The 16,814-nt window shown below is 46.6% G+C and carries 8 protein-coding genes; 6 read left to right on the top strand and 2 right to left on the bottom strand.

All coding sequences use genetic code 11. The features are described 5' to 3' along the window. The first annotated feature begins 38 nt into the window (after positions 1-38). Together ACRBG0_RS09510 and ACRBG0_RS09505 are read left to right on the top strand one after the other, a co-directional pair. Positions 39-815, top strand: coding sequence for an ADP-ribosylglycohydrolase family protein (locus ACRBG0_RS09510; protein ID WP_431486662.1), 777 nt, complete (start codon positions 39-41; stop codon positions 813-815). A gap of 107 nt (positions 816-922) precedes the next feature. Next, the gene (locus ACRBG0_RS09505; protein ID WP_431486661.1) at positions 923-6,337 is read left to right on the top strand and encodes a choice-of-anchor L domain-containing protein; all 5,415 of its coding nucleotides are present in this window, start codon (positions 923-925) and stop codon (positions 6,335-6,337) included. 281 nt (positions 6,338-6,618) lie between these two features. On the opposite strand, the gene ACRBG0_RS09500 is transcribed toward ACRBG0_RS09505, so the two are convergent. Continuing rightward, positions 6,619-7,893, bottom strand: a complete 1,275-nt coding sequence (locus tag ACRBG0_RS09500) for a hypothetical protein (RefSeq protein WP_431486660.1) — start codon at positions 7,891-7,893, stop codon at positions 6,619-6,621. 168 nt (positions 7,894-8,061) lie between these two features. Here ACRBG0_RS09500 and ACRBG0_RS09495 point away from each other — a divergent pair, with 168 nt between their 5' ends. From ACRBG0_RS09495 to ACRBG0_RS09485, 3 genes are all read left to right on the top strand, one after another. Beyond that, positions 8,062-8,730 (top strand): hypothetical protein, encoded by a 669-nt coding sequence (locus ACRBG0_RS09495; protein WP_431486659.1) that lies wholly within the window; start codon positions 8,062-8,064, stop codon positions 8,728-8,730. Continuing rightward, positions 8,724-9,461 carry an acyl-[acyl-carrier-protein] thioesterase gene (locus ACRBG0_RS09490; RefSeq protein ID WP_431486658.1) on the top strand — a complete coding sequence of 246 codons (738 nt, stop codon included), beginning with the start codon at positions 8,724-8,726 and terminating at the stop codon, positions 9,459-9,461. The genes ACRBG0_RS09495 and ACRBG0_RS09490 overlap by 7 nt, the downstream gene beginning before the upstream one ends. 108 nt (positions 9,462-9,569) lie before the next feature. Then, entirely contained in the window at positions 9,570-11,258 is a 1,689-nt protein-coding gene (locus tag ACRBG0_RS09485) for a glycoside hydrolase family 36 protein (RefSeq protein ID WP_431486657.1), read from the top strand. Between the two features lie 275 nt (positions 11,259-11,533). Here ACRBG0_RS09485 and ACRBG0_RS09480 read toward each other — a convergent pair whose 3' ends face one another. Next, positions 11,534-12,370 carry a hypothetical protein gene (locus ACRBG0_RS09480; RefSeq protein ID WP_431486656.1) on the bottom strand — a complete coding sequence of 279 codons (837 nt, stop codon included), beginning with the start codon at positions 12,368-12,370 and terminating at the stop codon, positions 11,534-11,536. Positions 12,371-12,498: 128 nt separating this feature from the next. Here ACRBG0_RS09480 and ACRBG0_RS09475 point away from each other — a divergent pair, with 128 nt between their 5' ends. Further along, positions 12,499-16,788, top strand: a complete 4,290-nt coding sequence (locus tag ACRBG0_RS09475) for a PKD domain-containing protein (RefSeq protein WP_431486655.1) — start codon at positions 12,499-12,501, stop codon at positions 16,786-16,788. The last annotated feature ends 26 nt before the right edge of the window (positions 16,789-16,814 follow it).

The raw sequence follows: 16,814 nt of genomic DNA, 5'->3' as shown, positions 1-16,814 counted from the left end.
ACCAGGAGTACCAAGAGGACTCCATCTAACTTAGGGCTATGCTGGGTGCTATTGCCGGTGATATCATTGGCTCGATCTACGAAAAAGATCCGGTCAAAGACATGCGTTTTCCACTCTTTACGGAAGACTCTTGCTTTACCGACGATACCGTTCTCACTGTCGCAATCGCTGACAGTCTGCTTACCGAAAAATCTTTCGAAGATAACGTTAGGAGTTATGCTCGCCAGTATCCTTTGGCGGGTTATGGTGGTACTTTTAAAAAATGGATGACGGGCATGATCACAGGTCCTTACAACAGTTGGGGCAATGGTTCTGCTATGCGGGTAAGCCCTATAGGTTTTGCATTTGAGCAATTGTCGGATGTAATGAAAGCAGCCAAGGCCAGTGCCGAAATTACTCACAACCACCCCGAGGGTATCAAAGGTGCCCAGGCAGTAGCCGCCGTCATTTACCTTGCCCGTTCCGGTTTTGGTAAACCCCTGATAAAAGACCACGTTCAGCGTATTTTTGGCTACGACATGGAGCAGCGACTAGATGATATTCGCCCTGGTTATCAATTCGATGTGAGCTGCCAGGGATCAGTGCCTCCATCAATCATTGCATTTTTAGAAAGTAATAACTGGGAAAGTGCTGTACGTAATGCCATTTCCCTGGGCGGCGATGCTGATACCATGGCCTCTATAGCCGGTGCAATTGCCGAAGCTTTTTATGGAGGTGTACCCGTAGAGATTGAAGCGGAAGTGATGAAGCGTATCCCCGAATCTTTCCAGCAAACCATTGCTGTTTTTTACGAAGCATTTCCCTGGCAAGATTAAAAACTGACGGTAAGCCGTCTTCTACCATCATAAATTTCTGCTTAAGCTCACCTTTGCGTATTATTGTACGGCTTATTCAAAACTACACCCACTGAATTTCTCTTGAAATGACACGTTTCCTTCTACTCTTTCTTTTCTCCATGCTGTCTGTTTCGATTTTTGCCCAACTTGAGGTGACCAACGCAGCTCCCATTACACCGGAAAATTTGATATCTAACGTCTTCCTTGGCGATGGGGTAGAGGTGGTGAGTATTACCTATGCGGGTGATCAAGGAGCTGTAGGGTTGTTTACCCAGGGAAGTACCACCATCGGTATGGAAAGGGGAATCGTCATGACCACAGGAACTGCCGTTTCTAACCCTGGTCAAACCGGCGTAAATGCTCCGGCAAGTGCCCAAGCCTCTTTTAACAATGGAAGTAGCGCCACGGATGCTGACCTCCTGGGTATTGTTGGTGCCAATATCGGGATCAGTAACGTTACCAGCTATACCATTGAGTTCATTCCTGTAAATGACACCTTGAGGTTTACATATGCGTTTGCTTCGGAGGAATACCCGGAATTTGCTTGTACTAATTATAACGATGTTTTTGGTTTCTTTATCAGTGGCCCCGGTATCAATGGCCCTTACACCAATAATGCTGAAAACATTGCCCTCATTCCCGGCACCGACCGGCCCGTAACCATCAATAATGTAAATCCAGGGATGCCTGGCGCTGCGGGAGGCACAATAGCCAACTGTAGTGGTGATGATGGATCTTTGGCTTTCGCCGGATTTTATAATGCCAATAATGGCAATACATTACCCGTATATGATGGCTTTACGGATGTTTTTGTGGCTCAGGCTGTTGTAGAACCTTGTAGCACTTACACAATTAAGTTGGTAATTGCTGATGCGTTTGACGCCATTTTTGATTCAGGTGTATTCCTGGAAGCCAAAAGTTTTGGCACAGGCTCGTTGGATGTAGAAATTGAAGGCCTGGCCATTGATGGCGGCTTGGCAGAAGGTTGTGGTGCCGGTGAAATTGTCTTCAATTTACCGTCGCCTGTAGAAGCTGATTACGATGTAGAATTTGCTGTTGGAGGTACGGCAACACCAGGCGTAGATTACCCGACTTTGCCCAGTACAATCATTATCCCGGAAGGAGACAGTACGTTCCGTTTGCCGATAAGTGCTTACGAAGATTTTCTGGTAGAAGGTGATGAAACCATTGAACTTAGCGTTCAGCGTGACCCCTGTAATCGGGATACTTTTACCATTATTATTAAAGATAATCGATTGGTGGACCCTGATTTAGGTCCCGACCTGATCGTGTGCCCCACTGATGAAACGCAGTTGGATGGGACAGTACCGATTGCCTTGCCAGACCCTCCCCGTTTTGTAAACGATACGCCACTTTCCATCAATCAAACGAATGTACCCTTTATCTCGGAAATTGATGTCTTTGGTGTGCTCCCGGTAGAATTAGGCCCGGAGGCCATAAAAATGATATGTATAGATAGTCTTGAACATCAATGGATTGATGATCTCGATATTTACCTCGTTGGTCCGGATGGACAATTCCTGGAGTTAACAACAGATAATGGTGCCGAAGGCGGCAACGGGATTGCTTATGATTATTACGAAGGAACTTGCTTTACGATAGATGCAACTACGGTCATTAATTCTCCTGGCCCGTTTGCACCAGCTTCAGCGGTTCCGTTTACGGGAGAATGGTTGCCGGAAGGTGTATTTTCTGACCTTTGGGATGGTAATTACCGTACCAACGGTACTTGGCAATTGGTGGTTACAGATGATACGCAAGGTTTGGGAGGTACGCTCTTCTCGTGGAGTATCTGTTTCAACCCTGTCTATCAGGTAGAGTATTCCTGGAGCCCGGCAGCTGGTTTGAGCTGTACCGATTGTCCAGATCCTATAGCTTCTCCGGATACCAGTACGACTTATATCCTCACTGTTTCTGATTCTTACGGCTGTATCAAACAGGATACCATCAATTTTGATGTTTTGCCAGCTTTGACCATGTCTCCACTCCAGTGTGGAGAATTGACGACGAGTTCGGTGCAGGTTGTTTGGCCAGCAGTAGCAGGTGCAACTGGTTATGAAGTAAGTATTAATGGTGGTCCTTGGGTACCCGCCTCCGGGAGCCTAGAGCACTTGGTGACAGGGCTTGGCTTAGAGGAAGATGTAGAGGTTACGGTTCGCGCTATTGCTACCTGCCCCAGTTTTCCGTCAACGATTACCTGTACGAGTTTGAATTGTACGCCTGCTAGCTTAGCCGCCGTTCCTGTGGATGTAAACTGTTTTGGGGGCAGTGATGGAAGTGTACAAATAAACGTAGTCTCAGGTACGGGGCCGTTCTCCTACGAATTGGATGGCGTAACGAATAATAATGGCGCCTTTTCCGGCTTAACGGCCAATAATTATGTAGGTGTCGTCACAGATGGTGATGGTTGCCCTGGTAATATTAGTTTTGTGATAGCAGAGCCACCTTCGCCAAATATTACAGAGGTTATCGAAAACCCTTTGGATTGTAATGGTGATACAGATGGTGCCCTCACGGTAGCCATCACAGACGGAAACGGCCCATATACCTTCGATTGGGGCAGTGGGATTACAGACTCTATCGTGACGGGCCTCAATGCAGGCATGTATACCGTAGACCTGGTAGATGCCGGTAATTGCCCACTTTCTTTGACAATAGAACTAACGGAACCTGCACTGCTTTCTACCAGTGTAGCAGCTGATTCCGTCAATTGTTTTGGTGAAAACACGGGGCAAGCCCGCGTAATTCCTGACGGTGGCGTTGGCCCTTATACTTACTTGTGGGACAATGGCCAATTAACGGATACCGCTTTTCTGGTAACCGCCGGTACTTACAATATAGAAGTGACCGACGCAATGGGCTGTACTTCTAACAGCACAATCACAGTAGAAGAACCTCCGGTATTATCAGCAGTGGTGAGCAGCACGCCAGCACTTTGTAATAGCGGCAATTCAGGAAGCTTGATGGTTGTGCCTTCCGGCGGAACACCGGGATACACCTACAGCTGGCGCGACATTGGAGATAATTCCATTGTAGGAACGACGGCCACAGTTATTGACCAGTTTGCCGGTACTTACGAATTGGTAGTAACGGATGGCAATGGCTGTACGTATACCGAAGAAATTCAGATTGGTGAACCCGGTGTTTTGGAATTGACGAACTTGCAAACAAATCAACCCACCTGTACAGGCGCTTTGGATGGTAACGCCACGGTAGAAGTGCAAGGAGGTACTGGCCCTTATACCATTACATGGGATACGGGTATAACTGGAGATAATGAAAATGCGCTGGCTTCCGGCGATCACTATGTATTGGTGACAGATGCCAATATGTGTACCGATAGCTTGGCCTTTACGTTAGATGCTCCAATTGCGGTGTCTGTAGATATTAGCGCGGTCGCTACTTCCTGTTTTCAAGGAACGGACGGAACTGCAACGGCTACACCTACGGGAGGCACTGGCCCTTATACGTACCTGTGGAGCAATGGGGATACTGACCCGACGGCCACTAACTTGCCGGGAGGAATGGCGAGTGTAGAAGTGCGCGATGCCAATAACTGCTTGGCAGTTGCAGACATTATGGTCAATGAACCAACGGAACTTACGGTAATGCTTAGTGGTACTGACCCTACCTGTTTTCAGGAAACAAATGGCAGCATTGTTGCTACGCCTACAGGAGGTGTTGGCCCATACACCTATGCCTGGAGCGATATGCAAACAACGGATACTGCGACTGGCCTTACGGCAAGCAATTACAGCGTAGTAGTGACGGATGCCAATAGTTGTACCGTTATGGCTAACCTAACACTTGATGAACCTACTGTGCTGAGTCTCAGTACAACTAGCCAGGAACAGGCTTGTACCGGCCCCGCCAATGGCGAGGCTTCTGTAATGCCTACTGGTGGCACTGGCCCCTATACTTACCTATGGGAAGATGGTCAGCAAACAGCTACGGCTACAGGGCTTACAGCCGGTACTTATAGCGTAACGGTTACAGATGCACAAAACTGTCTTTTAGCTACTTCGGCTACAGTAGCTTTAGCGGAAACAGTAGAAATTCTTGATTTTGCTGTTACTGATGCAAGTTGTAACGACGGATCGGATGGTAGCATTTCTGTCAACCTGCAAGGGGGGACCGCACCTTTCACATGGAGTGCTCCATTGACGGGGTTAAACGCAGGTAACTATACTTTGACGGTTACAGATGCCAATAACTGTACCGATATCCTTCAGGCAGTTGTAGCAGAACCTACCGCTTTGGCGATCAGTGAAAATGTAACCAATGTCATCTGCGCCGGAGAAACAACCGGAGAAATTGATTTGAGTGTTAGTGGCGGTACTGCTCCGTATTCATACAATTGGAACACGGGAGCAAATGCAGAAGACATTACGAATTTGGGAGCCGGTAGCTATACGGTTACGGTAACTGATGCGCAAGGGTGTAGTAAAATATACAGTACTTCTATCGCTCAAGCGTCTACATTGAGTTTAGTAGGTGAGGTGGAAGATGTAGTATGTAATGGTGCTTCGACTGGCAGGATTTCGACCAATGTACAAGGAGGCCAACCTCCTTATACGTATAGCTGGAGCAATGGCAGTAGTACCTCTGCGTTACCGAACGTACTAGCAGGGGATTATACGCTGACAGTTACCGATGATTTTGGTTGTACCCTGGTAGAGTCGTTCAATATTGCGGAACCGACGGCTCTCAGTGGTAGCTTCCTCACAGATATGGTGAGTTGTAATGGTGGCCGTGATGGTTTTATTAAAGGGGAAATGAGTGGAGGAACACTACCTTACCGCTTCCGGCTTGATAATGGCGATTGGCAGCCAAGTCCTACTTTTCTGGCGCTTGGTGCTGGCAACTATACCCTTTGGGCAGAAGACGCAGAAGGTTGTCCGCTGCTGTTGGGTAACCCAGAAATTACAGAACCCGCTGAAATCATGATTGACCTAGGTGGAAACCGGGAAGTTCGTTTTGGTGATACCATCCGTGTTACTCCTGATATATCTAGTGATCTGCCTATTATTACTTTAGAATGGTCACCTTACGATAGCACCTGGTTGTCTTGCCCGGATTGTGGTTCGCAAGAAGTATTTACCAACGTTCAGCGTGATCTTTTCCTGACGGTGGTAGATGAAAATGGATGTACCTCCAAAGCCTGGATTCAGATTCGTGTCAGCAAAGATTTCCCTGTCGCTGTGCCTACTGGCTTTACGCCGAATGGCGATGGTGTAAACGACCGCTTACTGGTGCATGGTTTGCCGGGTATCGAAGTGGTCAGTTACCGTATTTGGGACCGTTGGGGCGAAATGCTCTTTGAAGATGCTGGCTTCCCCGTCAATGATCCGACCCGTGGATGGGATGGTAATTTCCGTGATGATTCCGTAAATGGCGGCGTCTACCTCTGGCAGGTGGAAGTCCGTTTCCCGGATGATCGTACGGAGTTGTTTAGTGGGCAGACAACTTTGATTCGGTAGAAATGATTATCATTTTTCTTTGGCGGAAATCGAGGCTAAAGATGTTGCGAGCAGGTTTGCGATCATCTAATTTGAGCTGATGTTCAACCTCTACCGAGATAGTTCTCGTTCCCGTAGGATTGATTGTTTTACCAATTTGTGACCTCTGCCGAGGTCAAGACTGGCAAACGCCTTTAAGTAGTTACTTGATGTTTTACGGCGTTTAACTTAAGGCTACCCGCCGTACTGTAGCGTAGCGGAAAGTATGGACGGGTAGATAATGTTGCACGCTATTTCATATATTAAATCCCTCTTAACTCGTCATAATCATGAATATACATAAGAACTTTACATGTGTTCATATAAAATAATAGATCCATGTCTTCTTTAGTAAACTTTGTCTCTTTTATAGTTTTCTTATAGATAGATATGCAGTAATACAGAAAAAAAGGATCTGAAAACGAATATTTGTATTCATTATATTCTTTCCTCAAAACACTTCCATGAGTATGACTACTTAATCCTTCTAATGCTACTTCTATATCATCTACTAGAAATCGTAAATCTGCCGCTATACTCATAGGGGTTAAGGAATATTCCATATTGTTTAGAAATACTTTTAATATCTCTTCATGCAGAGAGAAAAACTCTCCATCCTTCATAATTGCTCTTTTCAAAAGATTACTAAAAGTATCGGATTTATTAAATATAAAATCTGACAAAGCTGCTCTAAAATCATCTATCCCTAGTGTTATACTTCTCTTCTGCTTTTCAAAAATATCTTTATACTCACAGAGATTCAAACATAATTGATGACATTTAGCTGCATAACCAGAAGAAAAACGAACTATAAGTGATTTTACTTCAGTAGCTATATTGATATTTAATTCTTTAGAACCTCTATCAATGATCTCAAGTAATTCTTCATCGTCCATAGTCGAAACACGTATTTCAGCTACTCTATTCTCCATATCTTCGTTCATCTCTAAAACTTCACTAGCAGAAGTTACAGCCCCAATAGCTATTACTTTACTCCCATCATCTGTAAAAAGCTTTAACGAGTCAGCAAGCTTAGATTTTTCACTTCTATCTACTTTATGAAAATCTTCAATTATCCAGCAGCAGTTGTTTTCCTTAAGTAATTTTGATAAATTTCTTTCATTCAACTGAAAACTCACTACCCTATCAAAGTTATTACTAGATTCCGTTGTCAACTCTGTTCCTGCGCTTGCAGTTATTGCTTTCCAAAAAGAAATAGATGCTTCTCCTGTTATAGTATCCTTACCTCCGTTAGAATATTCACTCAGATAATATTTATTCAACTGATCAAATGCATCAAGAAGCATTTCCGAAAAAAGTGTTCCTTTTTTGCATATTGACTTTACATTTTTGTCGAATTTTAAATTGTACTTATTGAGAATAAAAGAAGATTTTCCTGATCCTGATTTCCCAAAAAGAATAATTTGCATCCCCGGTGTGAATAATGCTTTTTTGAGTTGCTTATTCAGATAACTTCTTTCGACATATATCTTACCTGTCGCAGGAGAAGAAGGTGTAAAGACATCAAAGACAGTCATCTTCTTATAGTTTTTATTAATCTAAGTAGAAATAAATTATTTATCTAAGATACAAATCAATCTTAGAACTCTAGAAAAGTATAATATTGCATTTAACTTACAAACTGATCACGCATTTTGATTATGAAAGTGAACTCATTCTACCTGTTAATTTTTCCCTTACTTTTAATGCTCCTTTCTTGCGGAGGAGATAAAACGCAGGAGGTTTCTACAGATAAAGTAAAACAGGTAACAACAGCCGTTGACTCACCTGTAGAAGAAAAAATGACTCATCCTGCTCCACTACCAAGCAAAGAAGCAATGCCGGAGGAAACCACCAAAGATGGTTCCACCAAAGAAGCGATTACTGCGATTCGTGCAGAATATGCTCGCCTTCAAAAAATGCTGGATGATGGTACACTTCGTAAAGAGGTCAAGACCTTTGACTGCGAGGGTGATCCTACAGAAGGGGAATTAATTCGCTATTATGAAGGTGATGACTTGGTGGTTCTACAGCATAATCAGGGCGGTGGGCATGGTTGGGAAATAAAACAAGTTTACCTTAAAGGTGGAATGCCTTTCTTTACACTGGAAGAAAGTGGTTACTGGACATTCGGTGGGCCATTGAATGAAGATGAAACCTCTAACACGATCGATTATACTAAAGAAGATAGATACTACTTTCAGAACGGGGTGTTAATCCGGCAGCTCACCAAAGAATTCGAAATGCACAGCTGGGAGACACTCCCCGAAGGTAACGAGGTTCCCAATGAAGAGGTGCCCGTTACGGAGCGCCAAGATTACCAAGATGCATTGCCTTATTTTTCTGACTTTAAAAAGGGAGTTGTTGGATGTTAGCAGATTATCGTCAGTCCTACACCGTTGGTGCTTTTGATATAGATGCTTATAAGCGCATGACGGCACCAGCTTTGTTGCGGGTGCTCAATGAGGTGGCTATGCAGCACGTGTTGGCACTCAAGCTCTCGGTTTGGGACTTGGAGCCGCACAAGATTGCCTGGGTGCTTTTGCGGCTGGAGATTCGTATCCATCGCCTCCCTGAATTAGGGGAACAACTGAGTATTCATACACAACCTTCAGGCTTTGAACGTGTGTTTACCTATCGTGATTACCGTGTAACCGACGCTGAGGGGAAACTGATTGTGGAAGCAGCAACGACTTGGGTACTCTTCAATATCGAAAACCGGCGACCGACCCGAATCCCCAGCTGGATTCCTGAAAGAATTCCTTCGCAGGCAGCAGGGGAGGAACCGCTATTTCGCCCGGCCTCCACGCTGCCCGATTGGACGGCTGCCGATCAGCAGCTACGTTATACCGTCGGCTGGCACGACCTCGATTTTAACTGGCACCTCAATAATACCCACTTTTTAAGACTGTTGTTGGATAGTGTTCCCTCTGCTGTTTTGCGGGAGAAAACGCCCCAGCTTATTCGTCTGCATTACAAGGCAGAAGCCGCCTTGGATGATGAAGTGTTGGCCGAAACAGCGGTGTTGAAGGACAAGCATTGTGTGCATCAATTACGGCGTGGTGATGTTGTTTTAGCGCAAGCAGAATCTTTGTGGATTGATTGAACCACCAAAGGGTATTTTGTTGAACCATATTAGGGATTATAAGGACATATAAGTATCTTTTTTTAATTCTTTAATGCCCTTGTAATTCCTTGTCTGGTTTTAAAAGATATGATTCAAAAGAAGCTACCATCTACTGCATGGACTGCCCTACTGGAATTGGAGGGAGAACACCTAAGCTTAGCAGGTCAGGGTGAGCAAGTTTCTGCTAGCGGGACAGTCAATTTGGTGCAGGAAGATCACCCTTTGGGTTATCGGATCCGCTTGACGTTTAGTCCGGTAGAAAAACACACTCAAATCAAATCTTGCTACTTGGAACTCCCCTGGCAGGGCGATCAAGCGGACTGGCTTTTGTGCAATGGCTTCCAGTCATGGACAGAAAGCTACTGGCGGCACCCTCAAGATTGCATCCCCCAACTCAGGCGGATCGCTCAGCCGCTGATGGACTACTATGGAGATTACCACATCCCCTGGATTTCGCGTAAGAAAGGCCACCTACACAGCTGGAGCTGGACAGAATGGCGCGTGAAAGACGCAACCCCAATTTTGCTGGCTTCCCTGAACGAAACAACGGCTTTTACCTGTTTTCAGTGGCAACAAGCCAAAAACTGCCTCAAAGTTGAAAGCGACTGCCGTGGTTGGGAAGTCACAGAGCCGGTTGTTCTCCTTGATTTCTTGGTATTGCAAGGCGCTGTCAAGGAAGTCTACGATGCCTGGGCGAGTGCGCTGGAAATGCCTGCTCTACGTGCGCAACCTGCTCGTGGCTGGACGAGCTGGTACCAGCATTACACCAATATTTCTGAGCAGGTGATTAGCGATAACCTCAAGGCTTTTCAAGGCCGGGAGCAGCCACTGGATTACTTCCAAATTGATGATGGCTACCAAACGGCGGTAGGGGATTGGTTATCCATAAAAGGCAACTTCCCTCGGGGGATGAAAGCCATGGCGGAGGAGATTCGCGCGACTGGGGCAATTCCTGGCCTGTGGTTGGCGCCTACGGTAGTGGATAAGCGCAGTCAATTACTCAAGGATCACCCGGAATGGATACTGAAGGATGCGAAAGGTAAGCCCCTCAAGGCGGGATATAACCCTATGTGGGGCGGTTGGTTTTATGCAATGGACACCCAACATCCCGGTTGGCAGGCTCACTTTCGGGATGTCTTCCGCACGGTGGTAGAAGATTGGGGTTACGGCCTGATTAAACTGGATTTCCTTTACGCTGCTTGTATCTTTCCGACGCCAGCGAAGACCCGTGCGCAGGTGATGCACGAGTTGTTGGTAAACCTGCGCCAGTGGGCGGGAGATGCTTACTTGTTGGGGTGCGGGACGCCCCTGGCTTCGGGCTTTGGCTTGTTTGATTATTGCCGTATTGGAGCCGATATCCATTTGAAATGGGAACATCGGATGCTGCGTTGGTTTCGCCATCGCGAGCGGGTTTCTACCTTGGCGGCTATGCGTTCGGTGCTGGGCCGCTGGCCGCTTGCGGGCCGGATGTGGCGCAATGACCCGGATGTGTATCTCTTGCGGGAGGAGAATTTACAACTCAAACCTGAGGAGAAATCACTGGTACACCGCTTGAATACGCTACTGGGGGAATTGCTCTTTACGTCGGATAATGCTTCTTCGTATGGCAACTTTCAGCATCAGGAAGAAGCTTGGCAAGCGGAATGGTGGGGGATGATGGTCATAGGCGTAGAGCCGCTTTCCGCAACGGAATTTTTGGTTAAAACAGCGCAGGGGGATTTTAGGATACACCTCGAAAAAAAGACGGGATGGATGTTGGCAAGTTCGGATGTGTGATGGTATATAACGTGAGGTTTGCCTTTTAGGAATAAAAAAAGACAAACCTCACATTATATAGTGTTGCTGGTCGGGGAAAATCGTGGCGAGGTAGGTGCAACCGACGCTGAACTCAAATCATAGTTAGGTGGTTTTGGTGAACCATATTAGAGATTATAAGGGGATTTGATAAGGTAAATTCACGAATTTACCCGACGAAATAGCGTTTTTTTGAACCACCAAAGGATACAAGAAAAATAACTTGGGTACCCTTTGGTGGTATAATACCCAAAAATCTACCACAACCCCGACCACCCAATCACTTCGGCCATGCGCTCAAATTGCCCGTAGGTGAGGCCACACCAGCAATGGGGAGGATAGTAAGACATGGCGTTACCGGTTTGGGTAAGGTAGAATTCACTGTTGGCATCGAGGCCAGTGTAGATGAAGCGGCACTCATTGTCGACGAAACTGCTCAGGCTGGTTGTTGGGTCATCGGGATCAAAAGGGTCTGCAGGAGTGTCACAAATTTCATCCCCCGTAGTTTCGCAATTGTCACCATTAACGAGCTGGTTGTCGACATCCTCGTTGGTGTCCAGTAAGCCGCAATAGTGCCCGAACGCATGGAGGAGCCAAACAGGAACGTCATTTAATGCTTGGTAATTGATGAGGATACCGCCGGTTTCATTTTGTAAGATACCTTCAAAAGTACTGAAGACGGGTTCTTGGCTGATGAAACCAACATCACTGACAATGTACAGGTTGATGCGATTGTTCTCATGGTGATTGGCCCAGAGTTGGTCCAGAACATTGAAGTTCTTGGGGACGGAGTACTGGAAATTTTCTATTGTGTCTACCTGCCGCAGGACAAATTTGGTGCAGATGGGTTCAAACCAAAGATTGACCAATTCCAAAGCTGCTTCGATTTCTTCAGGAGTGGAATTGATGGCCTGAAAAGTATCTCTTACCAAATGGGCCATGACGACGAATTCGCGATCAAGGCAGGTGGTAGATTGCCGCTTGTCGAGCAAAGCACGTTGTGCCTGTAAGGTTGGCGATTCGGCAAAAAAGAAGCAGCCCAAAAGAAGGGCAACAAGAAAAAGAAACTTAGTAGAAGGGGTAAGATTTAGCATAGGAGAGCGAGTTTAGCACTTGTCAGTGCATCATAAATCTCCGACAAGTTAACGTCAAAAGTGGGTATAGACAAATGGATTTCGGAGAAATAGTGTAAATTTAAACGCAAATATCTAAATAATCCCCAATGCGCACTTTCTACACCTCAAGCCGACTGTTCGGCCTCTTTTTGTTTGTTTTCTCTTCTTTGTTTGGGCTACAGGCCCAAACTGCTGATATTAATTCCGGCTGTGCTCCTTTGAGTGTAGCTTTTACTGCTCCGGCTGGCGCGAGTAACCCCTTTTGGGAGTTCCAAAATGGTGCAAATTCTACGACCTTAAACCCTTCGGCTATTTTTACGATGCCGGGGATGTATGAGGTCAGTTTGCGCGAAGGGCAGGGTGGAGCCCTGGTAGGCACGGTGACGATTACCGTTTTTTCACCACCAGAACTGGGTTTTACGGTAGATACCAATCGGGGCTGTGCACCATTGGTGCTTAATTTTGCCGATAACTCGACCATTGCTCCAGGCATAGGGATTACCAGCTACAATTGGGTGTTTGGCGATGGTGGGTCTACACAAGGGGAGACCCCAACCCATGCTTATGGTAGCCCTGGACTTTACGATGTGTCGCTAAACCTGGTGACCGACCAGGAGGGCTGTGACCAGACGACGATCTTCCCCGGAGCGATTACTGTCGGCGGGGTGCAGAACCTCAACTTTTTCACCAACCCCAACCCCGCCTTGGCGTGCGAGCCTCCGCTGACGGTAGCTTTCGCCAACATTACCCCACAGGTGCCAGGCCTAACTTTCTCCTGGGATTTTGCGAATGGTAACACGTTTAACGGTGCCGTTCCTCCAGCAGAAACATATATCAATAGCGGCAATTTTGAAGTTGTTCTGACAGGTACGGATAGCCTTGGTTGTACCGCCAATCGTAGTCGTTTCGTGGCGATCTATGACGGGGAGGTGCCGCTGAATGCACCAGATACGGTATGCCTGAATGAATATGTTTACTACCAAAATTTTGTTGTAGCAGACGGGGTAAGTTGGACCTTCCCAGATAATGTTATTGAAACCATTGATGACTTAATGGTGCCTGTCATTGTCTTTACCGAACCCGGCTGGCAGACGGTGACCGTAAGAACAGAAACCAATACGCCCATTTTTTGTGTGCGAGATTCTACTTTCCAAATTTATGTGGATGATGTAGATGAATCGCTTATCGCTTCACCGACCTATACTTGTGAGAACGAGCTGACCATTGATTTTACAGCAAGCTCTACCACGGGCGCTTTTTTCACCTGGAGGTATTATGATATGGTTATTGATGCGGGGCCGCAAGTCACCCACACCTATACTTATGTAGATACGCTGGAGTATGCGATCAACGGACTGGTGCAGTATTATACGACCCTCTATGCAACTAACCCTAGCGGTTGCCGGGATACCTTGATTCGGGCGGATACGATCTTCACGCCCAATGCGCTATTTATGCCTGACGTAAGTAGTGGATGTGCTCCTTTGACAGTGACCTTTGCTGATTCTACGCAGAGTTTTGAGCCGGTGATCAGTTATATGTATGATTATGGAGATGGAACCAGCGCTACATTTACGGATGATGACCTACATTCCCATACCTATACCCAGCCCGGCGTTTATGAGGTGGTTTTGAATATCGAAAATGAGGCTGGTTGCCGCGATACTTCCTATGTTCGACGCATTGAAGTAGGCGCTCCGCTAGACATTGATTTCACTTATGACGATGCCGTTGTTTGCGTGGATGATACCATACAGTTTATTGTTGTGAACCCGCCGCCAGAGGTCGATTGGTATGAATTTGTGGAGCCAGATACGCTGTACTATTACTACAACGGCTGTTTGAGCCAAACGGTTAATCCAGACATTATCATCGAAGGGCCAGATGTGAAATTGTCTTATGAAATAGATTGTGAATCGCCCTACGAAGTGAAATTTACCAGCACAACTTACGATGCGACGAGTGTGCTGTGGGAGTTTGGTGATGGAGTAACTTCCAATGCCTTGAACCCGATACATGAATACAGTGTCACTGGCGATTTCTGGGTGCGAGTTACTGCCTTTAACCCTGCAACGAATTGCCCCTCGCGTACTGATAGTACGCTGATTTGTATTCGTGATCTTCAGGCCGATCTTGATATTCCCTTTGGGGCCTGTCTTGGCGAAATGATAGACCTTGATGCATCAGGAACGGTCGATGTCAATGGAGAGTTTTGTGCCTATGGTTTTACCTGGATGTTTGAACAAAACAGCCGCCCTATAATGGGCAATGACACGATTCTGCCTTTTACATTCACGGTGCCTGGGCAAGAACGAGTGACGCTTATTGCTAAAGATATCAACGGTTGTAAGGATACCATCTCCAGATTGATTAATGTATATAGTATTGACCCTGATTTTACTGCGGATGATACGTTCATTTGTTCGCCGGGGACGGTTAATTTCACCGACCTCTCCGTAGCGGATACGACATTGGTGGGATGGACATGGGACTTTGGAGACAACAGTAATAGCAATACACCACTGTCGGCTACCCATACGTATACAGATGTGCTCACCGATTCAATTATGGTGGTGCTTACGCTCGAAGATGCCCAAGGTTGTACGACTACAGATACGTTGGCGATCAGTACTTACACGCCGATTTCACAAATTCTAACCGATGTCAATCCTTTGAATATTTGTGAAGGCGAGACGATCAATTTCAGCGCTACCCAGTTTACGGGTGGTGGTTCGTCGCTTACTTACGAATGGGATTTAGGCGTAGGCGATCCTCCGGTGGCGGGAATGAATACGGTCAATACCTACCTCACTGCAGGGAGCTACCCTTTGACGTTGAGTTACGAAGAAATAGCAACAGGCTGTAGCGGACAACAGCAAGCTACCGTGAATGTGCAAGCCTATCCACAAGCAGGGTTTAATAGCTCCGTGGATGACGAAGAAGTTGTTTGTGCACCAGCCCAGATTGCATTCACCAATACCTCTACTGCTGCGGGTGGGATGAGTTATCAATGGAATTTTGGCAATGGCTCCTTCTCTGCTGCCCCCAATCCTGTGACGACTTTTGATAGAGGGGAGTTTACGGTGACGCTGGTGTCGACGACCACTTATGGTTGTGCCGATACTTTGCAGCAGGATTATGAGATTGTGGGCCCATTAGGCACCTTCACTTTTGGCCCACAAGCCATCTGTGAAGGAGAGGCCGTCACCTTCGAGTTGGTGGATACGATGGATGTGACTTCCTTTAGCTGGGACCTAGGTGATGGTACAGTGATCAGCGATGTCAATCCGCTGGTTTATACTTATGAAAATGTACCCGTATTGGGCAACCGGCCAGTGACCCTAACACTACTAGGCGCTAGTGATGCCTGTGAGTTATCGGTGACTGAAACGCTGTTGATTCGGGATGTGCAAGCTGGCTTTTCGCTGGGTGATGCTGGTGATAGTCTTTTCTGCGCGGGCACCTATGTGCTGAACAATGAATCAGTCGGTGCCGATAGTTATAGCTGGGTGTTGCCAGATGGTAGCACGGTGAATAATTTTGAACCTGAATTTACGGTAGAACCAGGCACCTATACCATTAGTCTGACGGTAGAAGATACAGGTTTAGGCTGTGTCAATGAATTGAGCCAGACCTTTACGTTTACCCAACCGAGTTTTGCGCAAGCGATAGGAGATACCATTTGTCCGGGGGATACGGCCCGTTTGGCTTTAATGGATTTGCCTTTAAATGCCGAGGTGGTATGGGCACCGGTGACCGGGTTTCTTTCGCCCGCGACTGCTGCCAACCCGTTGGTGGTGCCTGTCCAGACGACCACTTACGGCGTAACGGTAACCGACAGTGTTGGCTGCGTAAGCAACAGTATGGCGACGATTAATATTGTCGAGCCTTACCTCTGGCAAGATATCGACGAGACCGCTTGTCCTGGAGATTCTTTATTGATAGAACTTCCGGCACCTGATTCCTTCTTTATCGTCACTTGGCTACCCTCGCCGCCACCCACGGTTATAGGTAACGAGGACGTGGACCTGGAATTGATTATCCAAGACGTAAATGGATGCTATGAAGACACTTATCGCTTCTTTGTACAATCAGTCTCAGACAGTTTGGTTGTGCCTAATATCTTCTCACCCAACGGCGACGGTATCAATGATGAGTTCCGCATCTTCACCGAAATAGACCTCGAACAGACAGATATGATTAACATCAAATCCTTCCGGGTTTACAACCGCTGGGGGCAAGAGGTGTACCGTGGCAATGGCCCGCTCGCCCGCTGGGACGGTACTAATAATGGCAAGCCCGCTCCGTCGGAGGTGTATATCTACCACATCGTAGTGGATGTGCTGAAAGCTGGCCGGCAGGAAGAACTGAAGGGGCAGGTGACTTTGGTGCGGTAGAGGGGAGGAATTGTTGAAAAAAATAC

It is taken from the genome of Lewinella sp. (genome assembly GCF_050633125.1).
GTDB lineage: Bacteria > Bacteroidota > Bacteroidia > Chitinophagales > Saprospiraceae > Lewinella.
Note: the sequence above shows the minus strand (reverse complement) of the source record. Positions and strands in the feature narration are given on the sequence as shown.

Coding starts and splice junctions, on each gene's coding strand:
- ACRBG0_RS09510 (WP_431486662.1), top strand. CDS start 39: ATGCTGGGTGCTATTGCCGGTGATATCATTGGCTCGATCTACGAAAAA.
- ACRBG0_RS09505 (WP_431486661.1), top strand. CDS start 923: ATGACACGTTTCCTTCTACTCTTTCTTTTCTCCATGCTGTCTGTTTCG.
- ACRBG0_RS09500 (WP_431486660.1), bottom strand. CDS start 7,893: ATGACTGTCTTTGATGTCTTTACACCTTCTTCTCCTGCGACAGGTAAG.
- ACRBG0_RS09495 (WP_431486659.1), top strand. CDS start 8,062: ATGCTCCTTTCTTGCGGAGGAGATAAAACGCAGGAGGTTTCTACAGAT.
- ACRBG0_RS09490 (WP_431486658.1), top strand. CDS start 8,724: ATGTTAGCAGATTATCGTCAGTCCTACACCGTTGGTGCTTTTGATATA.
- ACRBG0_RS09485 (WP_431486657.1), top strand. CDS start 9,570: ATGATTCAAAAGAAGCTACCATCTACTGCATGGACTGCCCTACTGGAA.
- ACRBG0_RS09480 (WP_431486656.1), bottom strand. CDS start 12,370: ATGCTAAATCTTACCCCTTCTACTAAGTTTCTTTTTCTTGTTGCCCTT.
- ACRBG0_RS09475 (WP_431486655.1), top strand. CDS start 12,499: ATGCGCACTTTCTACACCTCAAGCCGACTGTTCGGCCTCTTTTTGTTT.